The organism is Bacillus sp. AFS023182 (assembly GCF_002560575.1).
GTDB lineage: Bacteria > Bacillota > Bacilli > Bacillales > Bacillaceae_G > Bacillus_A > Bacillus_A arachidis.
Genome location: NZ_NTRO01000002.1, coordinates 17,785 through 41,650, shown reverse-complemented (window position 1 = coordinate 41,650; position 23,866 = coordinate 17,785). Strand labels below are relative to the sequence as shown.

22 protein-coding genes and 2 pseudogenes are annotated in these 23,866 nt (G+C 33.8%); 10 read left to right on the top strand and 14 right to left on the bottom strand.

Going from position 1 to position 23,866, the window contains the following annotated elements; genetic code table 11:
- The 4 genes from CN288_RS00890 to CN288_RS00875 all read right to left on the bottom strand — a co-directional run.
- Positions 1 to 213 (bottom strand): hypothetical protein (locus tag CN288_RS00890; RefSeq protein ID WP_098301716.1); only part of this gene is annotated, 213 nt, incomplete at its 3' end.
- Positions 214 to 804: 591 nt separating this feature from the next.
- Positions 805 to 2,151: a SpaA isopeptide-forming pilin-related protein gene (locus CN288_RS00885; protein WP_098301715.1), complete on the bottom strand. Its 1,347-nt coding sequence runs from the start codon at positions 2,149 to 2,151 to the stop codon at positions 805 to 807.
- Positions 2,152 to 3,206: 1,055 nt separating this feature from the next.
- On the bottom strand, positions 3,207 to 3,431 hold the full coding sequence (locus CN288_RS00880; protein ID WP_026590622.1) for a hypothetical protein: 225 nt from the start codon (positions 3,429 to 3,431) through the stop codon (positions 3,207 to 3,209).
- Positions 3,432 to 3,742: 311 nt separating this feature from the next.
- Positions 3,743 to 3,994 (bottom strand): hypothetical protein, encoded by a 252-nt coding sequence (locus tag CN288_RS00875; RefSeq protein ID WP_098301714.1) that lies wholly within the window; start codon positions 3,992 to 3,994, stop codon positions 3,743 to 3,745.
- A 483-nt stretch (positions 3,995 to 4,477) separates the two neighbouring features.
- Here CN288_RS00875 and CN288_RS29355 point away from each other — a divergent pair, with 483 nt between their 5' ends.
- Positions 4,478 to 4,681, top strand: a complete 204-nt coding sequence (locus CN288_RS29355; RefSeq protein WP_081810959.1) for a hypothetical protein — start codon at positions 4,478 to 4,480, stop codon at positions 4,679 to 4,681.
- Positions 4,682 to 5,471: 790 nt separating this feature from the next.
- On the opposite strand, the gene CN288_RS00865 is transcribed toward CN288_RS29355, so the two are convergent.
- From CN288_RS00865 to dhaK, 3 genes are all read right to left on the bottom strand, one after another.
- On the bottom strand, positions 5,472 to 5,678 hold the full coding sequence (locus CN288_RS00865) for a hypothetical protein (protein WP_090691538.1): 207 nt from the start codon (positions 5,676 to 5,678) through the stop codon (positions 5,472 to 5,474).
- 121 nt (positions 5,679 to 5,799) lie between these two features.
- Positions 5,800 to 5,967, bottom strand: coding sequence for a hypothetical protein (locus CN288_RS28570; RefSeq protein ID WP_176527639.1), 168 nt, complete (start codon positions 5,965 to 5,967; stop codon positions 5,800 to 5,802).
- Between the two features lie 59 nt (positions 5,968 to 6,026).
- Positions 6,027 to 7,778, bottom strand: a complete 1,752-nt coding sequence (dhaK, locus tag CN288_RS00860) for a dihydroxyacetone kinase subunit DhaK (RefSeq protein ID WP_098301713.1) — start codon at positions 7,776 to 7,778, stop codon at positions 6,027 to 6,029.
- A 438-nt stretch (positions 7,779 to 8,216) separates the two neighbouring features.
- Here dhaK and CN288_RS00855 point away from each other — a divergent pair, with 438 nt between their 5' ends.
- Positions 8,217 to 8,585 carry a hypothetical protein gene (locus CN288_RS00855; protein ID WP_098301712.1) on the top strand — a complete coding sequence of 123 codons (369 nt, stop codon included), beginning with the start codon at positions 8,217 to 8,219 and terminating at the stop codon, positions 8,583 to 8,585.
- Between the two features lie 263 nt (positions 8,586 to 8,848).
- On the opposite strand, the gene CN288_RS00850 is transcribed toward CN288_RS00855, so the two are convergent.
- Positions 8,849 to 9,229, bottom strand: a complete 381-nt coding sequence (locus CN288_RS00850; RefSeq protein WP_098301711.1) for a VOC family protein — start codon at positions 9,227 to 9,229, stop codon at positions 8,849 to 8,851.
- Positions 9,230 to 9,426: 197 nt separating this feature from the next.
- Between CN288_RS00850 and CN288_RS00845 the strand changes: the two genes are divergently transcribed.
- A complete protein-coding gene (locus CN288_RS00845) occupies positions 9,427 to 9,957 on the top strand; it encodes a GNAT family N-acetyltransferase (protein ID WP_098301710.1) in 531 nt (176 codons plus the stop codon).
- Positions 9,958 to 10,052: 95 nt separating this feature from the next.
- Here the strand turns inward: CN288_RS00845 and CN288_RS00840 are convergent.
- Both CN288_RS00840 and CN288_RS00835 read right to left on the bottom strand, forming a co-directional pair.
- Positions 10,053 to 10,202: pseudogene (locus tag CN288_RS00840) on the bottom strand (SAM-dependent methyltransferase); the annotation flags it as partial.
- A complete protein-coding gene (locus CN288_RS00835; RefSeq protein ID WP_098301709.1) occupies positions 10,201 to 11,250 on the bottom strand; it encodes a cell wall anchor protein in 1,050 nt (349 codons plus the stop codon). The pseudogene CN288_RS00840 and the gene CN288_RS00835, both read right to left, overlap by 2 nt.
- Positions 11,251 to 11,688: 438 nt before the next feature.
- Here CN288_RS00835 and CN288_RS00830 point away from each other — a divergent pair, with 438 nt between their 5' ends.
- Positions 11,689 to 12,993, top strand: coding sequence for a DUF5068 domain-containing protein (locus CN288_RS00830; protein ID WP_098301708.1), 1,305 nt, complete (start codon positions 11,689 to 11,691; stop codon positions 12,991 to 12,993).
- A gap of 62 nt (positions 12,994 to 13,055) precedes the next feature.
- Here the strand turns inward: CN288_RS00830 and CN288_RS00825 are convergent, their stop codons facing one another.
- On the bottom strand, positions 13,056 to 14,729 hold the full coding sequence (locus CN288_RS00825; protein ID WP_098301707.1) for an alkaline phosphatase: 1,674 nt from the start codon (positions 14,727 to 14,729) through the stop codon (positions 13,056 to 13,058).
- Between the two features lie 515 nt (positions 14,730 to 15,244).
- Here CN288_RS00825 and CN288_RS00820 point away from each other — a divergent pair.
- The gene (locus CN288_RS00820; RefSeq protein WP_098301706.1) at positions 15,245 to 15,799 is read left to right on the top strand and encodes a hypothetical protein; all 555 of its coding nucleotides are present in this window, start codon (positions 15,245 to 15,247) and stop codon (positions 15,797 to 15,799) included.
- A gap of 140 nt (positions 15,800 to 15,939) precedes the next feature.
- Positions 15,940 to 16,971, top strand: a complete 1,032-nt coding sequence (locus tag CN288_RS00815; protein WP_098301705.1) for a S66 family peptidase — start codon at positions 15,940 to 15,942, stop codon at positions 16,969 to 16,971.
- A 273-nt stretch (positions 16,972 to 17,244) separates the two neighbouring features.
- Here CN288_RS00815 and CN288_RS00810 read toward each other — a convergent pair whose 3' ends face one another.
- The 3 genes and pseudogenes from CN288_RS00810 to CN288_RS00805 form a co-directional block, all read right to left on the bottom strand.
- Positions 17,245 to 18,396 carry an acyltransferase family protein gene (locus CN288_RS00810; RefSeq protein ID WP_098301704.1) on the bottom strand — a complete coding sequence of 384 codons (1,152 nt, stop codon included), beginning with the start codon at positions 18,394 to 18,396 and terminating at the stop codon, positions 17,245 to 17,247.
- Positions 18,397 to 18,464: 68 nt separating this feature from the next.
- Positions 18,465 to 18,662, bottom strand: a pseudogene (locus CN288_RS30145) (transposase); the annotation flags it as partial.
- Between the two features lie 446 nt (positions 18,663 to 19,108).
- Positions 19,109 to 20,338 (bottom strand): helix-turn-helix domain-containing protein, encoded by a 1,230-nt coding sequence (locus tag CN288_RS00805; protein WP_090691507.1) that lies wholly within the window; start codon positions 20,336 to 20,338, stop codon positions 19,109 to 19,111.
- Positions 20,339 to 20,872: 534 nt separating this feature from the next.
- On the opposite strand from CN288_RS00805, the gene CN288_RS00800 reads away from it, so the two are divergent.
- Genes CN288_RS00800 through CN288_RS00785 form a run of 4 tightly spaced genes read left to right on the top strand, consistent with a single transcriptional unit; the run spans position 20,873 to position 23,849 of the window.
- Positions 20,873 to 21,619, top strand: coding sequence for a YveK family protein (locus tag CN288_RS00800; RefSeq protein WP_098301703.1), 747 nt, complete (start codon positions 20,873 to 20,875; stop codon positions 21,617 to 21,619).
- Positions 21,609 to 22,229, top strand: coding sequence for a CpsD/CapB family tyrosine-protein kinase (locus CN288_RS00795; protein ID WP_098301702.1), 621 nt, complete (start codon positions 21,609 to 21,611; stop codon positions 22,227 to 22,229). Before CN288_RS00800 ends, CN288_RS00795 begins: the two co-directional genes overlap by 11 nt.
- Before the next feature lie 14 nt (positions 22,230 to 22,243).
- Positions 22,244 to 22,882, top strand: a complete 639-nt coding sequence (locus CN288_RS00790; RefSeq protein ID WP_098301701.1) for a sugar transferase — start codon at positions 22,244 to 22,246, stop codon at positions 22,880 to 22,882.
- 22 nt (positions 22,883 to 22,904) lie between these two features.
- Positions 22,905 to 23,849 (top strand): NAD-dependent epimerase/dehydratase family protein, encoded by a 945-nt coding sequence (locus CN288_RS00785; protein WP_098301700.1) that lies wholly within the window; start codon positions 22,905 to 22,907, stop codon positions 23,847 to 23,849.
- The last annotated feature ends 17 nt before the right edge of the window (positions 23,850 to 23,866 follow it).

The following is a 23,866-nucleotide window of genomic DNA, read 5'->3' as shown; positions in this document are numbered from 1 at the left end:
CCAAATACCTTTTCCTTCAGCTTCTAACTTTTTATTTAGTTGCGATAAATGCTCTGAAACTTTTCTTTTTCCCCATCTTCTCGGAAACCATTGAAAAACCTTAGGAACATTATATTTCTTGTTATACCAGACATTCAATCTCCAAAAAGTGAAAAAAAATGAGACAATAATTACAATGCAAAAAATATCAAAATACGAAACTCCTAAAACCATATTATATATTCTTCCTTTTCACTAAAAATTTGATGATTCATTCCTATTTCTAATATTTTGATCCCATCATCATAAATTGGCTTGATAGGCTTTCCATAATTTTCTCCTTTAAAAAAATAACTTATTATTATTAATTATAAAACTTTTCAAGAGAAAAAAATGTATAAATCAAAAAAAAAGAAATATTTTAATACTATTATTTATAGCAATAATCTGCGTAGCATTATTTATTCAATACAGAAATAGACATACAAAAACGCCATCCTTTCCTATGATTCTACAGAAAGAATAGCGAATTTTTTCATTTTAGGGGGTATTTTATTTTGTTAGCTTGATAGCGATGGGGCGCTACTCCTATCTGTACTCTTCTTCATATATTTGTACTAGAACCCTTTTTCTTCTTATTATTTGAGTAAGATTTTAGACTATTTCTTGTATGCCCTTAGGTATATCATATAGTTTTTTCATAATTACATTTATTGCAAGCGTTTTCATTTATAGGTATTGTTATAATCTACATTTTTTCACAAAACATTTCTTAACATATTTAACTTTAAGCATTGGTAACAAAATCCTTATTGTTTATAGTTTTTAACTATGATTTTTCCCTATTTTCAATATATAGATTCCTAAAATAACAAATCCTAGTCCTACAAACGGGACAGTTGGAAACTTCGTTCCTGTTGATGGCAGGTGATGCTTTTCCTTACTTGCAATATCACTTTCCATTGTGTGCTCTTTACTTTGTATATCATAAGATTGTTTAGTACTTCCATATGTAGCATGCACTTCTTTAATTTCCAGGCCACTTGTTATTTTTTGATTCTTTATTTCTATTTCTGCTATCTCGCCAGTTTTTACTTCCATTTTTTTTATTGTAGGATCAAGTACATAACCCTCTGGAGCCTGAATTTCTTTTACAACATATGTACCAGTAGGAAGTTTATTTAATGTAGCAATCCCATTCTCAGTTGTAGTGATTTCTTGTCTAAAATCCCCATGTTCACTTACAACCTCAAACACTGCCCCTTTTAAAGCTTCTCTATTTTCTCCTACCTTCATAATTTTTAACGACCCTAAAAACCCCCATCTTACTACTATATCTGTACTGCTTTTTTCACTCATTCTTGGTAATAAAGCTGTTGTATTCTGAACCCTTTTTTGGCCATCAAAGGTAACTGCTTGTAAGCTCTGCAATTTTGCATTTACTCTTATCTTGAAATTTCCACTTGTTGCGTTTTTGGGAATCATCACTTTAAATTTTTCCTCTATAGAGAATTCATTCTTTTTTTCACCTTGCTCATTTATAATTTTAACTCCTTCTGGTGCGCCCTCCATTTGAACTGAGTATACTCCAGATAATGAATTTGATTGAACTGTATATAAATTTGTTTCAAAAAATTCCCCATTTTGCTCTACAGTTTGTTTTCCAGTAGGTATTACGTTCAAATATATTTCCTGAACTTCAGTACCTTTAGAAGCCTTTTCTACCAAATGTTTTACAAGGTTATATACCTGTTGGTTTTCTGGCTTTGAATCGGCAAATTCAATTTTTTTAGATACAATCCAGATAGCTAGTTGAGTTGCATAGTAGGCTTCCTCTTTTGTAGAAACCCCTAATTCAGCCGGCGTTTTTTGAGGGTATCCATAAAGTAAGACACGATATACTAAATCACTTTCTTTTCCAATTTCAGAAAGATCATCTCCATTAGGTGAATCCAGATCAGGTGATAAACAATATGCAACATCTTTTGATGACGTTCTTAGTAAGTCTGACTTTATCTTTACTTTATTACCTTTGAATTTAATATAATTCCAGTTCATTTGAAACTTTTCTTGATGTATTACCTCGGCTGCTGCTTGCGGAATAGAAACCCCTAGCAGTATAATGATTAAACTTATAATTCCAAACCATTTTGTTAATATCCTGCGTTTCATTTCATTCCCACCATTCATCAAATTTTTAGGAAAAACCTTACATGCTGATTGTATTTGCTGTAAAAGAATATTAGTTTGATTTTTCAGATATTTATAGGTATAAATAATGCTTGTGTTATAATTTAATATTTTCTTATAATCTTTATCGTTTAATTAGATTTACAATATTTGTTAAAAGCACTACTTACTTAACTAAATGTACGGGCGTAAATATTATTCTATACTATTAAAAACTAATTCGAAAAATCAATTTTCAGAATTTAAATATATGTATTTAAATATAAATAAATTTAACAATCCATCTATTAAATGTATGTTTTTTCTATACAATTTACCTTCACAAAGCACCCATCTTTGTTTTCGAAAGATTCAGTTACATTTTATATTCATTATATTCAGAGAATACGTGGCTTGCAATTCTTTTTTTATGTTATGATATTTTGTTTATTGATTCTTTTACAAGAATCAATAAACAAAAGTAAAATAATTTTAATCCTTTATCATTCTTTTAGCTATTTATATACATTCATGGATAGACCGAAAATCATATATACGCATGTGCGTTGTAACTTAAAAGGTTAATACACGGGACAATCAAACTGTTTCAACAGAAACATAAAGGACACTATTTAATGACTGATTTGACAATTTCATTATATAACAAATATTAACAATCAAAGATTTAAATTTTGAGAATTATGTGAATTTATTAAACAAAACAATTAATTGTATTTTTTATTCCTAAAAAATCCCAATCTTTCATTTCACATAAAATCAACATCGATATGATAATAAATTATAAAAAATATATGCATAGATCAATCGAGAAGAATGAGCATTCTTAAAGAGAAACATATATCTATATTCAACAATAATTTATACATACAAACTGAAAGTATATTTATCCCCACCTATAAACTATAAAAACAGACATTTGTTAACTATCTCTATTTTCGTTCATTGTGTTCGTTTGTTTTGTTACCTTTTTATCACCCCTTAACAAAAAATAAGACGCTAAACCGATCTCGGTAGCGCCTAACGAAGTAACTATAGAATTAATCATTAATAAGTATATCTGGTCCCTGCCTCAACATATATGCAAAACTAGAAATAAACACTATGCAAAATATAATAACAGAAGGCCACATATTAAAATAAAATCCTTTACCTGCAATTAATCCGTATATGTTTTGGAACAAGAAATTAGCACCTAAGATAATTCCCCCTAATATCGAGCTGACCACAATGCTGATTATATAAAATTTAAATTTCTGAAACATTTTTCCTCTACCCCTTTTCTAAAATTAACTTTATTTAGTCTGTTTTAGAAAATTATACCATTTTATTTTTTTATACCCTTAAATTTAGATACATTTAAGGATATTTTAAGAGAAGGAAGTGTAAGTACTATCTCTTCAAATGTCCATTTGGTTCAATAAAAAAGAGCACTACAATGTGCTCCCCCAATACGATTATAAAAAATGAATGCATTGTGTCATAATTTTAATATATGCCCGTCTCATTCAATGTTTTACTAGTTTAATGTATAATTTCTATATAACAAAGAAAAAAACACCCGTTTTGGATGCTTTTAAATCCTTTCTATAACATAAACCATTGTCTTTTTTGATGGTGCATGATAAGAGTAACCTTGATTTTTATGAACATACATTTCATATTTACCTATCACTTGAAATCTTTCTGTTTCAGATTCACCGAATTCTGTTACAGAATCGCATAAAATAGTTAATTCTTTTCTATTATTGCATAACAAATTAGAAATTTGTTTTTCGATATATATTCCCCCTACCGCTAATTCTTTCAACATTTCTCCATATTGCATAATTTCTCCACCTCTCCCAATCTATTCATTCAACAAAAACCATAAATATCCTTTTATTGAAATGAACAAAAAGCTCTCACCAAAGCGACAACTCTAAAGAGGATGGGCGAAGACAAAGAATCTTCCTAGTTTCCATAAACCAGCTGTAGTACCGTCTTTACGCATTAAAATAAACTCAGTTGTAAGTGCATGTTTAGCTCATAATAAAAGCATCCTATTTGGATGCTTATTATGTAAGTATCTAAAGTTATTCATAAATACAGGTAAAAAACATATATGTTATGATACATATTTTTTCGTTTGGGGTAATTCTAAATTCTTAAGTTGATGGGCATGGGAGCGTCAGGATTCTGCGCTTTTACAACGTTAAGCATATTTTTCTAACAATTATCCTAACTAATGTAACCTGATCTCCTTATAAATTCTTTTATTTAAATGTATAATTATATAAAAATTATAACATTTTGAATCGAGGTGACAATTATGAGAAGTTTAGGTTCATTAGTAATCTCTACTATATGTTCAGTAATCCTTATTATTTGGAATGCCTATACCTTCTATAATAAATTCACAGCCGGAAATACATATTTTTGGATTAGTGGTATCATAGGTATAATGTTCCTTCTATTCTTTGTCAGAGACATGCGAGATATCATCAAGAAAAACTATAAAACGTCAACAGATTAGGAGCGAATACATATGCGGAAAAAGGGAGTCATTACAAATATCATTGGGGATTCGTTTCACCTGAAAACATAAGTGGAAATTTGGGATAACTTTTATATTGCAGGATATTAGAAAGGGAATGCCTATAGACTGATCTATACTGCATTCCCTTATTTTAATTGTATGTCCACTATATTTCTATTCTTCCTTTTCTAAAATTAAAAAACTGACATTCAAATTTCTTGGTTTTCGCCCCTTTCTGGCTCCACGCCATTGTAATGTAAACTCTACATGAAATGTCCAATCTATTAGCTGTTGAAAATCCCCCCCTGTAAACTATAGTAACTTTTGTAAAGAAAACAACTTGGATAAAAACAAGTTGCTTTCTTTTATAGGGTATAACAAAGAAAGAGTGGAAAAACAATACTCAAACATGTAAATCAAATGGAGTAAACTGATCGATAAGACTAAAAATTCAGAAAATTTATTCGCTAAGGGTTTTTGTTTACTCTTTCTTTGTTGTTATGAGTTTAACATGAAAAATAATATAAATCAACAAAAAATCTCAAATTTCTTACAAATTCGACATTTTATTTAAATACAATATATAAAGTGAAACTTTAATCAGTAGGGGTCTTCTTCATCCCCACTGATTATTAGCCCTCACCAATCGTACTTTTACAGACAGTTCATGCGGGATAAAAAGCGAGATCTTTAGAATAACAACAAGAAAAGCCACTGAATAAACCTTTTCTTGTTGTTTGAAATTAGCTTTTTTCACCCTTGATCCTTATTTAAAAAACATGTTATATTATTTTTTTCTCTTTTCTCCTTCTTCTATATTCCATTCATCACCCCAATATATTGAAACTCTATCTCCTTCTTGCATACTTACCTTTGGCTCTATTGCAGCTTGAATCTCTTCACTTGCATCTTCCGCATTAATCAATCCATCCATATTTTTATTTTTTTGAAGTGCTAAGCTTTCTTTTGGATTATTTGATTTATTAGTAGGCATATTGATCTCTCCTCTTTCATTTAGTAATTACTACGGACCCTGATATTATTTCTAAATTATAAAAGTTTATGCCTATTCTATTGCCAAATTGTTTATATGAAGCTTGTTTACCAAGAGCTTTTCATACTTGATTTATAGGATCATTATTTTCCCAATTAGGCATCCAATTTTGTACTCCCGCACCTGGAGCGAATTTGAAAATTAAATACCACGGCGAAACACCTTTTGCTCTTGCATGCAAAAAAAGTGAAAAAGAAGCAACGTGTATTGAACGTTGCTTCTTTCTCATTTCCCTCTATTCATCTACACACCGCGGAATTTCCAGTATCCAGAAACACCAAACTACCATTATTTTAAACTACGAGAAAGCTCTGTAAAGATAACCCCTAGTGCATAAGCACCTGCATCTGGATAACCTAAGCTTCTTTCACCAACCGTACCAGCGCGGCCCATTCGAGCAACGATTTCTTTTGTATATTCTGCTCCTTTAACAGCAGCCTCTGCTCCTTTTTCAAAAGCAGTCTTAAAGTCTGTACCAGCTGCAGCACTTTCTGACCAAGCGTTTACACAAGGTACAAGCGCATCCACAAGCGTTTTATCTCCTACCTCTGCTCCCCTTCCGAAAGATCGCTCACCAATAGACTGTATCCCTTTAAGTGCAGCCTCCAGCATTTCGGCAAACTCTGCAACTGTTAATTCCACTTTTCCTTCAATCGCCTTACCTGCAGCACGGAAAGCCCCGCCCCAAATGGGACCAGAAGCTCCTCCGCAATGTTCCATAATCACCATAGAGCACGCATCAAGGAAAATCCCAATATTTAAATATTCTTGATCTAAAATCGAGCTCCATTCACGCTTTAATTGTTTAAATCCTTTCGCGACACTCATTCCAAAGTCACCATCGCCTGCATGCGTATCTAATTCGCAGAATGGTACTTCGTTCTTAATAATAACCTCGCTCATTTTATCTACAAGATAAACCATATTATTTAATGTAAGTACCTCATCCTTGATAATAGCGTGTTCTTCCGCTGTTTCCATCTCAAAGAAAACTGGCTTCTCTTCTACATCGCTGTTAATATCAATGTATTCCACACTCTCAATTGGCCCATCTACCTTAAACGCAGGTGTATTACATTCTTTCGATAGTAATGTTTTCAGCTCATCATCTAGTTTCATTACAGTTAGAGAAACCCCAGCCATATCAATACTTGTCATGTAATTGCCGACAAACGTTCTATTAATTCTTATATTTCTTTTACTTAACTCTCTCGTAACGGCATTGTTAAATAGATACAGTTCTTGAAGCGGTGTACCGCCGAAACCATTTACTAAAACAGCAATTTCAGTATCGTCTTCTAGCCCTAAATCCTTCACAAGGTCATTTGTCATGCGTAAAGCTAGTTCGTCTGCAGTCGCAATTTTTTCACGTTTTCTACCTGGCTCTCCATGAATACCAACACCATATTCCATCTCATCTTCACCCAGTTTAAAAGTAGGCGATCCACTGGCAGGAACCGTACAAGAAGTTAATGCGAGACCAATTGTACGAACATTCGCCGCTGCTTTTTCTGCTACAGCTTTCACCTGCATTAAATCCATACCTTCTTCCGCTGCGGCACCAGCTATTTTGTGTACTAACAAAACCCCCGCAACGCCGCGGCGCCCTACTGTATACAGACTATCTTCTACTGCGATATCATCATCTACACGGACATATTCAACTTGAATGCCGTCTTCAGTAGCTAAGTGAGCACCATTTTTAAAATTCATGATATCTCCACTGTAATTCTTAATAATAAGAAGCGTACCTTTTTTGCTAGCTGTTGCTTTAATCGCTTGATATACTTGAATTTGTGAAGGAGACGCAAACACATCTCCGCATACTGCCGCATCTAGCATTCCTTTTCCGACTAACCCCGCATGCGCTGGTTCGTGTCCACTACCGCCACCACTAATTAAAGTGACCTTATTTTCGTTCATTTCTTTCTTCTTAATTACCTTGTACTTCTTTAGCAACTCCAGTTCTGGATGAGCCATAACCATTCCATTGCACATCTCCATAACGAGAGTTTCAGGTTGATTTATAATTTTTTTCATTTCTTATTTCTCCTCTACACGTTTTGTTACATTCTTTATATGCCTATTCGTATCCACACTTCCACCTAACTGACATGACACATGCCCTTCTGAATTATGATATATTTGAAAGCATATTCTCACTAACTATAGTAAGATGAAAGCGTTTTATAGTAAACGGACAAAATGAACGATTTGTCTAAAGACATCGACTTCATTAGTAGATAGGATTAGCCTCAAATGTGGACCTATAAATACATCTGAGGCTTTTTGTATTATGTTCAAAATCGATTTCATTCCTGTTTGTTTATATATTTGGTGTTTCATCGTGACGAATTTTTTGTTATTGTTTAACTTTACATAGTAAATAAGCGGTGATGACATAGATATCGAAATATTTAAGATGATATTTTGTTTAGAACATGAATGATCACTTAAGATAGGAAAGAAGGTATAAATATGACAGATATAGTGAATTTAGCTTTATACTCCATTTTGTTTATCATCATCATATCCATCATATGTTTAATTTTATCAGTATTCATGAAGCTTTCTAGGAAGAAAACGAATCATCGTCGTTCTATTGAAAAAGAACGAAAAGTACATTCTCCGGCAAAAGACACAGGGCAATATAAAGATTCAGAAATCACTACCAAAGATGCTGAAGCAGAGTGGATGAATGCGGTAATGACAACATCTTTTGTTGTTGCAGCTATGAAAAGTGCCCATGAAGATTCAAATATCGATCATGATTTAGGAAATGACAGCCATGGCTCAGATTCAGCAAGCCATAATGATTCATTCGATGGTGGGGACTCGTCGGATTAGCTAAGTACGGAGAATACTTAGCTTTAAAGTATTCATTTCAAGATGCTTATTTTCATATGATATAAAGAGAAAAAGCACTCTTATGAGTGCTTTTTCCCCGACTTGATAACCACTTTAATTTTAATAATATAATTGCATTTGGATTCTCATCCAATTACATTCTACTACACTTCAACATAATTTGTATTGAGAAAATTAATATTTCATTCAAATTATCTTCTATGAAACATTCGAATTCCTTTTTAACCTCTGTTCCTGATCACTTATTTTTTCTCCATCACAGCAAAGTAATTCTCTTCATGATCCGCAAAGTTAAACACTCTACCGGAAGGCATATTTACAATTTCTCCGACTGTGATATTTTTATTTACTAGGTCGCCACGGAATGCATCGAGATTTTCCGTGAAAAACATTAAAGAAGGTGCACCAAGATTTAATCCCGGTGACATTTTCGCAACGAATTCCTTATTGTGCAAAATAATGCTTGTTTCTGCACCCTTTGCCGGAGCAATTTCAATCCATCGCATTCCTTGACCGTTATCTTCTTCAGAAACTACACGAAATCCTACTTTTTCTGTCCAAAAACTCACTGCCTCATCTTGGTTATTTACATACAACATAATTTGACCGACTTTATGAATCATAGACTTTCCACTCCTCTATACAAATAAATGTCTAACCTTTTCCATCGCCAAAGTTTCTGATACCCTAGCGACAACTTAATAGATACGACAATAACTGAAAACTTCCTTCTAAAAAGAATGAAGCTTTTTCGTTTAGGTAGGAGATTATGAAGGGAAGATAGAATATTATCAAAATATTTTATAAGGGAGGAATATCCTTGCTAATTTCAAAAGATACTGCTAGTTACATGATTCGTACTGGAAAAATAGAAGATGCAGAAGCAACTTTAGACATACAGAAATCAATTGTTTCCGAAGGTCACTTTCTTATTTCATTACCAGAAGAGTTTAAAAAAACATCATCCGAGCAAAGAGAATGGGTGCAAAGCGTATTGGAGAATGAAAGAGAAACATTAATTGTAGCTGAAAAAGCTGGTGAAGTTGTTGGTTGGATTGTATTTATGAACGAGAATAAAAAGCGATTGTCTCATACAGGTTCCTTTGGAATAATGATTAGTAAAAATTACAGAGGAAGAGGAATTGGAAAAATGCTACTCCAAGCTTTATTAGACTGGGCAGAGAAAAATCCTTTCATCGAGAAAGTAAGTTTAGGAGTTTTCTCAACAAATCATAGCGCAATATCTTTGTACAAAAAGATGGGGTTCATTGAGGAAGGCCGTAAAATGAAAGAATTTAAAATGAATGATAATGAATATGTAGATGATATTCTTATGTATAAATTCGTTTAGTGAAATCCTAATCACAGGTACCACGCAAAAAAAGCCGTTCTCCTATAAATGATGGAGAACGGCTTTTCCTAAATCCCCTGTTCATGTAACAAGGATTAAGCATTATTAGCTATTATCATAAAACGGTTTGAATTTGTACGGATTCCTTTTCCCGTTTTATTATAATGAATTTCTCCATCAAATCTTGGTGGGATCGGTGTGTGTTTAAATAGGAATATGAGTTCTTCGGGTGTTTCGTAATAATCAATCAAATGCCTTTTTCATTCTATTTCGTACGATTAATATCATTCCACCTAAGATTGATAACACCCCTAGAGGCATTGTATTGAATTCTGTACCTCCAGCGTTAGGAAGTTCCCTGTTATCGTTTTTCATTTGAAGAGCCTTGTTAGTCTGTTCTAATTCAGATACTTTCTTTTCTACATTTTGCTTCGTCTGTTTCAATTCAGTTACTTTCTTTTCTACATTTTGCTTCGTACCTGTTAATTCAATTAATTTATTTTCTATATTTTGCTGCGTCTGTCTCAATTCAGTTACTTTCTTTTCTACATTTTGCTTCGTACCTGTTAATTCAATCAATTTATTTTCTATCGTTTGCTTGATCTGTTTTAACTCAGATATTTTTTCTTCTATCGTTTGCTTCGTATGTGCTAATTCAGTTAATTTATTTTCTATATTTTGCTTAATCTGTTTTAACTCAGATAATTTCTCTTCTGCATTTTGCCCCGACTGTTTTAATTCAGTTAATTTCTCTTCTGCATTTTGCCCCGACTGCTTTAATTCAGATAACTTCTCTTCTGCATTTTGCCCCGACTGTTTTAATTCAGTTAATTTCTCTTCTGCGTTTTGTTTGACCTGCTTTAATTCAGATACTCTCTCTTCCACATGTTGCCCGGACTGTTTTAATTCAGATACCTTCTCTTCTGCATCTTGCTTCGTCTGTTTTAATTCAGATACTCTCTCTTCTACATGTTGCCTCGACTGTTTTAATTCAGATACCTTCTCTTCTGCATCTTGCTTCGCCTGTTTTAACTCAGATACTCTCTCTTCTGCTTGTTGTTTCGCTTCAGATACTTTCTCTTCCACATTTTGCTGCGTCTGTTTTAATTCAGATACTCTCTCTTCTGCTTGTTGTTTCGCTTGCTTTAATTCGGATAACTTCTCTTCTGCATGTTGCTTGATAGAATCATGTATTTTGATGGTATCAGGAACTTGAGCATTAATGGTATCAGCTCCTGTTATCATCGCTAAAGCTAGTGTGGATATCGCTACTGTTTTTTTCGTACTCATCATTTTGTACCTCTCTTCTTTCATGAGCAATAAGTTTTTACGTTCAAATCTTAATATATAAAAATTTAATAATATCAGTATAATTATACCAAATGTTTATAAATGAAACTAGAATAGTAGGATGATATATAAAATACACGAGAAGCTTTTTGTATATTGCCTTTTTGCATCAAACTTATTCCCAAAATTAACTGCCTAAATTGTTAATTTCTCTTTCTACATTATGTCCTTTCATTTCAGTTCCGCTTTTATTGAGATTTGGGAATTACAACTGGACCTCATACATCATTTTTCTTTAAACATTATAGAGAAATAGAAAAAGCTGGTAAACGGTAAATCTTTTTTCTATAATAAAACATAGAAGCGATTAGGAAGGGTTACATTCAATTATTTGATTGCCTAGATTAAACGTTTAAAAGGGAAAAAACAGGGGGAAGAAAAATGTCAAAAAAATTAATGTCTTTATTTTCTGTCATGATGGTTGCAGCCCTTATGATAACTGGCTGTGGTCAAAGTGATAAAGCAAATAATGAACAAAAAGAGAATGTGACAAAAGAAAATAAAGAAGAGAAAAAAGATACACAAAAAGAAAAGAAAGAAGAAAAAACGGATACATCAAAAGAGAAAGAATCTAAAGATACAAACACGAAGGATACGGCAGCTAACGCAAGTGATTATTCAAAGCTTATCTCCTATATGGAGAAAGAAACACAAGGTAAAACGAAAGTTCTTTATGAAAACAAGGAACCGCAATTACATAAATTACAAGATGTTTCCGTGTCACTTGATAACTACACATTAGTTGAATTGAATGATTTTCATACCAATTTTGATATTCCTTTTAACAGGCAGACAAATGGTGGGGTTATTCTTGCACACTATACTGTAAAGAACGGTTCAAATAAAGATGCTTATTATATGCCAACTTTAAACATAACATTTACAGGCGCTACAAAGGATTACAGTAACTATAAAGATTTAATTCCAGCAGAAGAACAATTAACTGAGAAATTGTCTCCAAAGAATAATTATTTAGTAGAAGCAGGGAAAAGCGTTTCTGGTTATGTTGCTTACCCATTTAGTAAAGATGATTTAACAAAAATTTTAGGGCTATCAACGGTATCAGTAATGGTTCCTGAAGCGCAGGCTAATAAAGGAAAATTTGATGCTCCAATCGGAAGTCCGGGGAAATTTGCGTTAAGTTTAAATCAACAAGGTAGTGAAAAGACTACAGCAGATAAAGCTTTTTATCAAGATAAAGTAACTGTTGATAACATGGGCGAGAAAACAATGCTAAGTGAGAAATCAAACATTAATAAAAGTGAACAATTAGGTAATACCAATGTTACATTAGAGGGATACCAATTCACTAAATTTACGCCAAATTCCGTTGAAGCTCCTCGATTTAAAAATTTCAAAAATGGCATTGTTTTAATGACAGTCAAATTTAAACTCGATAACAAAGAGCCTGAAGATATTGGGTTGTCTTCATTAAGTTCTACACTAAGAGTGAATGATGGTGCGCAGTATACGCTAAGCGAAGGCATGTTGCTGAATTATAAATATAATGATTTGATTAAAGCCGGAACATCTGGCGAGTTATTACAGGTTTTCACCTTAGATCAGGAGCAGTATGAAAAGATTTGGAAAGACAAAAGCTTCGAGATCGAATTAGGACCTATGAGAAATAAAGACGCAAAAGATATTTCAAAAGGGAAACAAGTGAAATTCACATTACCGAAATAAAGCCACAATAAAAGCCGGGGTGAGGTTGTTTCCTCCCCCGGCTAATTCTATTTATAAAGAATTCACCGAGAATGCTTTGTAAATAGATGAACTGCCTTTTCAGGTATATAAAATTTCCCATTACTCTCTACAACGATACTTCCTAACTCATAAGCTCTTCCATCGATACGGATTATATTCTTATTAACAAACAATTGAGCTTTCCCTTTATTGTGTTTTACTACGAGCACCGGGTTTACTACATCTGTTTTATCGATTTTTACAGTTGCACCAATTTGTTTAAAGGCTGATTCAGCATCTAAAAATAATTTGTTTGTTAACTCTTCTAAGTGAAAGCCCATTGCTTCGGCCATTACCTTCGCAATATCTGTATTTTGGACGAAACCATATGGCTTCCCAAGGCCGTAAGAGTATAAGAATACATCTTCACCCGTATGCCCCCCCGTTGTAAAACCAATGTTCGCACGGTTGGCCAATAACTTAGTAAGTATTGGACCTACATCCGTTTTCTTTTGTGCAGCTTTTAACTTTGCTTTTTCATCATGAGTTAAATCTCCTAAACCATAAAGTGCAGCTATCTCTTTTACATTAGATAAATCATCTTTTAGTTTATTTGTAGCACCTTCAAGTGTCATTTTTGCCTTTTTCAGTGGAGCAATGTAGGCAGATACCGGTGTGGTATCATATCCTTTTGTGGTATTTTTGTTACCGATGGAAATACCACTGTTACCATGGTCCGTTACAGCAATGACCATCGTGTTCCCATCTTTTTTTGCAAACTTTAACGCTTCTGCAACTGCAGCATCAAATGCTAATATATCGCTAATCATCCCGATTGGGTCATTGACATGCGCTGCCCAATCGGGCTTACTGCCTTCTACAAATAAGAAGAATCCATCTTTATCTTTTGATAATGTTTGAATTGCTTTCCCCGTCATCTGGGAAAGTGTTGGCTGCTTGGGATTGGTTGCTTCACGATCCATATCAAACGCAAGTGCAGTATTTGAGAAAGAGCCCCAAATTTTATCGGATTTAGAGTTTAATAAGGCATCCTTCGTTTCCACAAAGTCGTACCCTTTGTCTTGGATCACTTTTATTAAATCTTCGTTGTCTTTACGGATTCCATTGTTTCTCACAGGTTGCAGCGCTGCCTTTCCTCCGCCTAATACAATTTCCATATTTTGATAAACCTGTTGTTCACCAAGTACTTCAAAATCTTTGCGGTTCGCATGATGAGCAGAGAAAGCAGCCGGAGTGGCATGCTGAATTTCTGATGTAGCAATAATTCCTGTTGCGCGGCCTGAACGTTCTGCGCCTTCTAAGACGTTGGCAACTGGACGAAACCTTTCTTCTTCTTTGATTGGTTCTAAGCCAGGTGAATTCACAACAGAAGGTAATACGCCCACATAGCTCGAATTTGATTTATTTCCTGTCGCTAAAGCTGTTGCTGCCGGCGCTGATTCCGTAATAGCTGATTCCGCCGAATAAGTACGAACCCCTCCTGATACAATTTGATCTAGCGCAAGAGGTGCACCTTTATACCATCGGGCCAATGTTGTTGCTGAAGAGCTTGTCCCATCCATAACCATCATAATTACGTTTTTGGGTTGCTGCCTTGCTTTTTTCACCTCAGCTTTTACCTCGTTATCATTCATCATGCTTCCTGCACCTAATAAACCTAGCACTATCGTTCCCGCTAATGTTGGCCCCATCATCTTTTTCCGAAAATTAGTCATTGTTGTCCCTCCATAGGTTGTTTTCGGCATCCCCACTCTAACATTCGTATGTAAACAAGCTGTTTCTTCTTATTTAGTAGTACCCTATTGTCACGAAGCTAACAATAAAGTGAAACTTGAATCAGTGGGGATTTTCTCCATCCCCCACTGATTATTAGCCCTCACCAATCGGGCTTTTACGGACAGTTCATCTCCCACCTAACTTCTTTAGAAAAGCGGAAGCGGCTCGCTCAGAATCACAGGACGTTGAAGCCAAGGGCAGAGAGGCGCTTTTTGCCTCGTCCGAGGGGGCGAAACGACCGGAGATTCTAGCCGCTAGAGCTAGACATCGCTTTCGCTGAATTTTGAGGTGGGAATGTTACTGTCCTAAAATAGCGGGATAACTCGTTCCCTTGGCAGCCAAGTATTTGCAAAAGTTTTTACAGGAATTACTGTTACTCTTTTAACCGAATCTTAATTTTAAATATTATAATGAATGCAGCATTACCAGAAAATACAGACAAAGGAGAAAACATATGGATTATATGAAAGATAATTTAATCCCCCTTTTAGAGGACTTTAAAAAAGAACCAACGAAAGAAAATGTAACCGAAATATTAAAGGAATTCGGTGTACAGTACCCTGAACATTGGGCTAAAGATGAGATAGAAGGTAAAGAAGCTATTCTTGCCAGCTTTCGTTTTTTAAGGCCATTCCAAGAAATATTGGATATGTATTTATATAATCATGAAAGCTGGGTTCAAAACTCGATTCAGCGTGCGAATGAACAAGCAACACCCGATACAAACAACTTGATTATAAAAGAAATGGTGCAAGCAGGCATCCCACCTGAAAAGATTGGATTATTTGCGTACTGGATAGCTAGGTCCGCTATGAATGAAATTTTATATCGTCTATCAGATGCAGGCGGCGGAGATTATGATTTACCAAATGAAGGAGAAGAGCTACCCTCTTGGAGACTAGAAGAATGTTCACCACATAACGGAAATCCAATGAATGTAGAACGGACAGGGCGACTGTTACTTGAATTACATAATATTTTTCCGTTCCACAATCCAGGTGAAAAATAGGAAAAAAGACAAACAATTGAATTCCCCTCTATAGCAGAATGGCAGGGAATTTCTTGATGATGTAGAAAAAAGTCATATGCTATATTTTCCAGCTATGCGAATCATATAGTGAATCGAATGATATAAGGGTGGGAGTTACGGTGTTAAGAAAACCAGAAAGATTACAACCAGGTGATCGCGTTGCAACAATTAGTCCTTCTTGGGGAGGCGCAGGCGATCCTGAACTAAGATGGCGTTATGAACAAGGGGTAAAAAGATTAGAAGAAGTGTTTGGTCTTGTGGTTGTGCCTATGCCAAATAGTTTGAAAGGCTCTGATTATATTTATGAGAATCCAGAGGCCCGTGCGATAGATATCATGACAGCATTTCAAGATAAAAGCATTAAAGGGATCTTTGCGAATATTGGCGGACAAGATAGCATTCGCTTACTTCCTTATATTGATTTTGATGTCATACGTGAAAATCCAAAAGTTTTTATGGGGTACTCTGATGTGACTATTCCACATTTATTTTGTCATAAAGCTGGTATTTCTTCTTTTTACGGTCCAGCTATTTTGACTGATTTTGCTGAGAACGTCGAAATGCATCCATATACAATTGAAATGGTAAATCGAACGCTCTTTTCAAATGAAATGATTGGTGAAATTGAGCCGGCTACAGAATGGACGAGTGAACGATTACTATGGATTGAATCGAACAAAAATAAACGACGTACCATGCAGCAAAATACTGGATATGAACTACTTCAAGGCTCGGGTATCGTACAAGGCCGTTTAATCGGAGGTTGTATAGAGGTACTGGAGTTCGCAAAAGGAACAGAGCTTTGGCCTGAGAAAAAATATTGGGAAAACATCATTCTGTTCTTTGAAACATCTGAAGACAAACCAGATCCAACTTATATCAGATATTGGTTACGAAATTATGCGGCGCAAGGCATTTTACAAAACACAAATGGAATCATTTTCGGCAAACCGAAAGACGAGAAATATTATGAAGAATATAAACATGAAATTGTAACAGTTATGAAAGAATATGGTTTAGAAGATTTACCGATTCTTTATAACTTAAACTTTGGTCATACCGAACCTAAGTTTATTTTACCTTATGGCGTGGTGGCAGAAATAGATTGTGAGAAAAAGAAATTCTCGATTTTAGAAAGTGGCGTGCAATAAGGTGAAACTTGAATCAGTGGGAGTTTTCTTCATCCCCCACTGATTATTAGCACGACCAATCGAGCTTTTACAGGCAGTTCATCCCCCTACCTAACTTCTTAAAGTAGCTCGTCCAGAATGTGAGGGGGATAGAACTTCTGACGTAGAGGTGTTTTTTACCTCACAGGAAGAAGCGAAGCCACTGGAACTGTGCAATACTTTCGCTGAATTTTGAGGTGGTATTACTGCCCAAAAATAGCGGGATAAACATAAGAAACATTTTACTGAAGAATCTTATAAAGAACGACTATATTTTTCTTCACCTTCCCTAGTTAAATGCCGCCCAAGGTTTATGCAAGGTTTTTCAATAAATAGATACCCCAATGAAGATAGTAAAAAAGAAAGAGAAAAGGAAAGAAACACTATTAATATGGTAGGTAGTTTATCATAAAATAAATGCATAACTGAGAATAAAGAAATAAGATGATATAAATAAAGGCTATAAGAAATCTTTCCAAGAAAAACAAATACTTTTCTTCTTAATAACGCACTAAATGTCCATGAAGCGACACTCATAATCATTACTATACAAACCCCAAATGAGACAACGTAGTCCCTCAATATATAATTGTTCAAAAAATCTACTTCACCAATCATTCCTTCATACATAAAACAAATAATCGCAATCAGTAGCAATGCAACTTTCACCACTTTTTTCATATTGAAGGCGTAATGAAAAATCAAAGAACGATACTTGGCTAATAGAGCTCCCAGAAAAAAAAGAGTGATGTAGTGAAAACTTAAAAAAACACTAGTTATGCTTCCACTAGGATCAAAGAAATACAAACCTATAGTCGAAGAAAAACTTAAAACAATAAACCACAATAAGGAATATCTGAGCCTTTTGCGTATAAAAAAGAAAGTCAGAAATGGAAATACAAGCGAAATTCTCATTTCATGAACAAGAGACCATATAACATTGTTATATGCGTCCGTGTTATACTCACCGATAAAAACAAAATGTTGTAATAATAAAGTTAGCGTATCTGTAGTGGTCCATGATTTACTAAACCAATCACTAATATATGGCATATCATTACGAATAAAAAGCATTTTAGTAATAATAGCAACGCTGATTGCTACTACATATGGTATATAAATTCGGCAAATCCGTTTTATTATGTATGTATCATAATGAAATTTCTCATTATGAATAGATAAATACAAAACAAAACCACTCAATACAAAAAAGAGAATAACAGATTCGTTGCCGCTACTAAAAAAAAGACGTAAAGGAGTTTCCTTGAATAAATAAACTATGAAGGGACTATTTAACTCATATCGATAATTTTCGTACGCAGGCAATAGCATCATATGATGCCCGATCATTACAAGAAGTGCTGCTAATCCTCTTAGAGAGTCAAACTCCTCATATCTTTTCATCATATTACACCTACTAAAAAGGTTTTTATTAAAATACAAGTTGACTTCAATCTTTTTGTTTACAAAATTATCATGTTACTTACAGTTGTAGGAGAATAATAAAGTTTTAAAATGCGTTCTATATATACTTATTTCCCTTTGATACATACGAATACTAGCCATCCATTTCTACGATGATATGGAGCGAATGATTGCGTTTGGAAGGCTCCGTTTCGATTACAAGGAACAGATAAAGCTTACATTTCTCCATATTTTATATCGATTATTCGCTATGTCTTCCTACTCACGCGAAAGAAATTGTGATACTTTTTCCTAGCTGCTTATATAAGTTCATCTGTAGTACACCTTCATTCATCAAGGGAGGTACTCCTCTCTTAATTTGTTTAGTCGCAAACTTAAAAATCTCCTATATTTCCCCTATTCATAAGACAGATGTATTTACACAAAATATTTTATGCTACCAAATATAACACGCGTTGGTAAAAAATGAAAATACGAAATGATTATTTTTTAATAGGAAAATAAAGTAAAAAAAAGAATCCCGTGGGATTCTTTTTTATTTCGAACATTCATTTCATCCAAGCTAAAAAGGTAAACAGAGAAATTTTTTGAGGTAAGAATATTATTACTCATAAATACTGGGGTAAATTGAATCGATGCATTTATATGTGACCAAGTATTACACATATCTCACCTAACTGTTAAGATATCGAACCTATATCACGGTATACTTTTCACGATATTGCTTAGGAGTCATGTTACATATTTTTTTAAAAACTCTTGTGAAATAACTTTGATCATAAAAGTTAAGCCAAGCACAAATATCTGATAATGGATATGTAGTTAATGTTAATAGTTTTTTTGCTTCTTCTACTCGTTCCCTTTGAATATATTCACTTAAAGGAATTCCTACTTCTTTTTTAAACAATTTAGATAAATAAGTAGGATTAATATCAAGCAGCGTAGCGAGATTATTGAGAGTTATTTCATGGTAAATGTTTTTGCTAATATGATTTAAACATGTAGTAATTGTATTCGAATAGCTTTGAACGCTATATTCTTTAACACGATCAGCAAAAGCACATAAAGCGTCCTCAATTAATCTATTGACGGAATACATATTATCTAGTTGTTCAATGGTTCCCATATAGAGAGAACTAAGCGAAAAAGCAATTTCTGGCGGAAGATTCCCCTCTATTGCATAACGAGTAGCTAAAGTAATGGCCATTATCCCATTATTTTTTTGATTTCTTAGCTGATTTCTTTTTGATGAAATTACAGCATCTTCTTGCGGGAATGCATATGCATATTTTATTAATTTTTCTTTGTCCCCTTCTTTAATGCATGTGAAAAAATTCCGTTCCAATAATATATCGTAATGATCAGGATTATTTTGACGGCGGGCTGAAATATATAAGTCAGGATTCGCAATTTCATAGGCGGTTTTCTCTAATAATTTATTTTCTCTCCAAACAGCACCTACATCTAACTTTTCTTTAAAAATCATGTAATGCAATAAAATCCCTATATCAATTAAAGTTATTTTTTTTATCACAGGTACGGAATGATAGTATTCAATTCCATCTTGGATTCTAGCATTTTCGCCAAATTCATCCATAAGTCTAATGGCCATGTTCTCTGATACTTTGGGATATGTAGAAGGTCCAATAAAAAAGGTTCCTTTTATAGATTCATAATCTACTATGCGAATGAAAACGAAATTTTCCAGATAACTGTTTCCCCTCATAAGCGGAAAATTATAGAGATCATTTTCTTGAAAAAGCTCACTCAGTTGTTCTTCCCTAGAAGAATAAAAAGGACTGCAAATATCATTAGAAGTAGATTTATATAAGATTTTTTCATCTGCAGATAAAAATTGAATAGATACTTGAAATGTTTTATATAAAATATCACACAAATATTGTATATCCATAGAATGATTCATTATAGTCTCCTTTTAACTAGATAAGATTATAAAGCTCCATATAAAAAACCAAACATTTTAATTCATACATTTATGTAATACATTTGTGGATTTATAAATAGATTTATGAAGAGTTAAATATACCTAAAAATTCTATTATTTTCAATAAAATACAATTAACATCAAAATATTACCATAAATTTTCAGAAAAAACACTTATTATTTAGATTTATAAGAACAATCACACAATGATCAACTTCTTCATTTAAATATCCGTTCCATTCATATATTTGTTATGCACATCTTTCTTGTAGTCATAGACATTTCAAAAAACATACTCACATATACTCTCCTGGCACTCTTAACTTAATGATGATGTGGCTATTCCCTACATAGTAAAAATTTAGGAAGAAGCATTCTGTTCAGATGCTAGGTTTATAATTTTTCCACCCCAGTATAAATGTTATAAGGATTTTTTCTAAATCAAGGGTGATAATTCCTATTCGGAAAATCACGCCAAAACTCTACTATTAAATTGAAAAAGTGGTGAACGAGATGAATGAAAAAGTAAAGATAAAAGAGTTTATACAAATTTTAAAAAGGCGACTCTTAATCATTATACTTACGACAATTTGTACAAGCGGGTTCATTATTATTTCATCCATGTACCTTATGAAACCGATTTACCAGTACTCCACCCAAGTACTTGCTGGATCTTTAGGTGTAGAAAAAGAGGAAAATCCAGTAAATAAGGTACAAGATAACAGACAGCTAGCTCTTTCATATATGGATATTATAAAAAGCCCATATATCATGATAGGCGTAAAAGAAGAGTTACACCTAACTCGTTCAAGCTATGATTTGCTGAAACAGGTTTCCGTTACTAATAGAAATGATTCACAGATTATTACGATTTCAGTGAAAGACTCTGATCCACAATTAGCTAAAAAAATTGCACAATCTGTCGCAAAACAATCCATATCTAAATTTAAAGACTATGCAAATGTAAACCGACTTAATATTCTTAATGCTTCCGAGGTAATGGAAGAAGCTGAACTACTTTTTCCAAAACCAAAATTCATTATAGCCATTTCAATCATAATCAGCTTTTTTGCCGGAATTGGTTTAGCAATTCTACGAGAACACTTTGATAATTCAACTTACAACAGTCGAGAGCTCGAACACCTTGGTCTCCCGTTATTAGGAAGAGTGCACTTACATACAAAAAAAAGAAACAACAAGCAAAAAACAGCTTATAAGAGCTTACCTTCTATGAAACGAGGTGAACATAATGGCTATTAAATTTAAGAGGAAATATTTCTTTAATCCAGACGATATCACCATCAAAGAACGATTTTATAGCATATGTAACCATATTGAACCGAACCTTCAAAAGGAAAAGTCAATATTAATGATTACTTCTCTTGCACAAACAAAAAATATAACCCATGCTACTGCTTATTTGGCCCTTGCTTTTTCAGAACAACGAAAACGAGTGCTGGTAGTGGATGCAAATCTGCGTCAACCTTCTTTACATCATGTGTTTCATATTGATCATTCATTTGGCCTAACCAACTTACTCTTAAGAGAGAAAAATAAGGATACTCCAATAAAAATAACGGATTATCTATCTTGTTTACCTACAGGCGAGGATCTTTATGAGCCAGTGACATTGTTAACATTAGAGACCTTCCCAATCCTAATTGAGGAGTGGAAAGAGCATTTTGATATCATCCTGTTTCACACATCCGATTTCTTAAACACACCAGATGCACAAATCCTCACAAAACATTGTGATGGCACTGTTTTAATGATACAGGAAGGCCGTGATAAGTTAGATAAAATTGCGAATGTAAAAAAACAACTAGAACATAGCAAACATGAAATAATCGGTACAGTCATTATTTCATAAAGGGGGAGTAACTTTTGGACCCAAAAATAAAGATTGATAGACAGGTAGAACTACAAGTAACGCCTCTATCAACTTCATCCTACCTTCTTGTTAAACGACTTATAGATTTTGTTTTTTCGCTTTTCATGCTGTTCCTTTTATCACCCATTTTAGTTCTTTTTTGCATCCTTATCCCAATCGAATCAACTGGTTCTCCCTTCTTTTATCAACAGCGCCTGGGGAAAAACGGAAAAGATTTCAAGTTAATAAAGTTACGCTCCATGTTTTTAGATGCCGAAAAAAATGGTCCTCAATGGGCAAGTAAAGAGGATCCTAGGGTTACAAAAATAGGTAACTTTATAAGAAAAACTAGAATTGATGAAATCCCTCAAGTTATTAACGTGTTAAAAGGAGATATGTCGCTCATTGGCCCTAGACCTGAAAGAGAATATTTCTATAAAAAGTTTGATAAGTCATTGCCTAATTTTAAACATCGGTTACTTGTAACGCCTGGAATAACAGGATTGGCGCAAGTGAATGGTGGATATGATCTAACTCCCGAAGAAAAATTAGCATTCGATTTATACTATATCCAGCACAGATCATTCGCTATGGAAATCAAGATTTTATGTCGAACATTGGCCATTGTATTTACTGGAAATGGGGCTAGATAACTATTGAAGGGAAGAATAAAAAATGAAGAAAGTGCTAGTAACGGGGGGCTTCGGATTTATCGGATCCCATATTGTAGAAAAATTAATTCATAATAATTATGAAGTGGCTGTGTATGATAACTTATCCACCGGATCCGTAAATAATCTCCATTCGAAAGGTATAGCTTTCTTTGATAATGTAGAAGATGAAAGATCATTAGAAAAAGCGATGGAGGCGTTTCAACCTGACTTTGTAGTTCACCAAGCTGCGCAAATTAGTGTACAAAACTCCATTTCAAATATAACAAATGATGCACGAATCAATATAATAGGGTCAACAAATGTCATAAAACTCTCTCAAAAATATCGTGTTAAAAAAATCATATTTGCTTCTTCAGCGGCTGTATATGGAAATTCTAAAGTCATGCCTATTTCAGTCTCACATCCTTCTCGCCCCTTATCACCTTATGGCGTCTCCAAAAAAACAGCTGAGGATTATTTAAAACTCGCAAAAGAATTATATGATATAGACTATGTCATTCTTCGTTACAGTAATGTCTATGGTCCAAGGCAAACCGCAAGCGGTGAAGGCGGAGTGATTTCAATCTTCATAAATCATTTCATTAAACAGGAGCAATCTATTATTTATGGGGATGGTTTACAAACGAGAGATTTTATCTATGTAGACGATGTAGCAAGCGCCAATCTTAAGGCATTGAACTACAATGGAAGTGGTACTTTCAATATATCATCAGCAACTTGTACAAGTATCAATGAAGTATTCTCGATGATTCAATCGATTGGGAAACAAAATATTCCCCCCATTTACCAACCTGCAAAAGACGGTGACGTCAAAGAAAGTTTGCTCTGCAATAAAAAGAGCATTCAACAATTAGGCTGGCAACCTGTATATGCATTGGAAAAAGGTCTTGCGAATACATATGATTATTACCTGAAGCAAAAAGAACCTACATCTGTATTTAAGTGACTTTACAGTTGTGAATT

Coding starts and splice junctions, on each gene's coding strand:
- CN288_RS00850 (WP_098301711.1), bottom strand. CDS start 9,229: ATGATTCATAAAGTCGGTCAAATTATGTTGTATGTAAATAACCAAGAT.
- CN288_RS00825 (WP_098301707.1), bottom strand. CDS start 14,729: ATGACTAATTTTCGGAAAAAGATGATGGGGCCAACATTAGCGGGAACG.
- dhaK (WP_098301713.1), bottom strand. CDS start 7,778: ATGAAAAAAATTATAAATCAACCTGAAACTCTCGTTATGGAGATGTGC.
- CN288_RS00885 (WP_098301715.1), bottom strand. CDS start 2,151: ATGAAACGCAGGATATTAACAAAATGGTTTGGAATTATAAGTTTAATC.
- CN288_RS00800 (WP_098301703.1), top strand. CDS start 20,873: ATGAATGAAAAAGTAAAGATAAAAGAGTTTATACAAATTTTAAAAAGG.
- CN288_RS00785 (WP_098301700.1), top strand. CDS start 22,905: ATGAAGAAAGTGCTAGTAACGGGGGGCTTCGGATTTATCGGATCCCAT.
- CN288_RS00820 (WP_098301706.1), top strand. CDS start 15,245: ATGGATTATATGAAAGATAATTTAATCCCCCTTTTAGAGGACTTTAAA.
- CN288_RS00855 (WP_098301712.1), top strand. CDS start 8,217: ATGACAGATATAGTGAATTTAGCTTTATACTCCATTTTGTTTATCATC.
- CN288_RS00810 (WP_098301704.1), bottom strand. CDS start 18,396: ATGATGAAAAGATATGAGGAGTTTGACTCTCTAAGAGGATTAGCAGCA.
- CN288_RS00880 (WP_026590622.1), bottom strand. CDS start 3,431: ATGTTTCAGAAATTTAAATTTTATATAATCAGCATTGTGGTCAGCTCG.
- CN288_RS00830 (WP_098301708.1), top strand. CDS start 11,689: ATGTCAAAAAAATTAATGTCTTTATTTTCTGTCATGATGGTTGCAGCC.
- CN288_RS28570 (WP_176527639.1), bottom strand. CDS start 5,967: ATGAGAAAGAAGCAACGTTCAATACACGTTGCTTCTTTTTCACTTTTT.
- CN288_RS29355 (WP_081810959.1), top strand. CDS start 4,478: ATGAGAAGTTTAGGTTCATTAGTAATCTCTACTATATGTTCAGTAATC.
- CN288_RS00835 (WP_098301709.1), bottom strand. CDS start 11,250: ATGATGAGTACGAAAAAAACAGTAGCGATATCCACACTAGCTTTAGCG.
- CN288_RS00805 (WP_090691507.1), bottom strand. CDS start 20,338: ATGAATCATTCTATGGATATACAATATTTGTGTGATATTTTATATAAA.
- CN288_RS00865 (WP_090691538.1), bottom strand. CDS start 5,678: ATGCCTACTAATAAATCAAATAATCCAAAAGAAAGCTTAGCACTTCAA.
- CN288_RS00875 (WP_098301714.1), bottom strand. CDS start 3,994: ATGCAATATGGAGAAATGTTGAAAGAATTAGCGGTAGGGGGAATATAT.
- CN288_RS00795 (WP_098301702.1), top strand. CDS start 21,609: ATGGCTATTAAATTTAAGAGGAAATATTTCTTTAATCCAGACGATATC.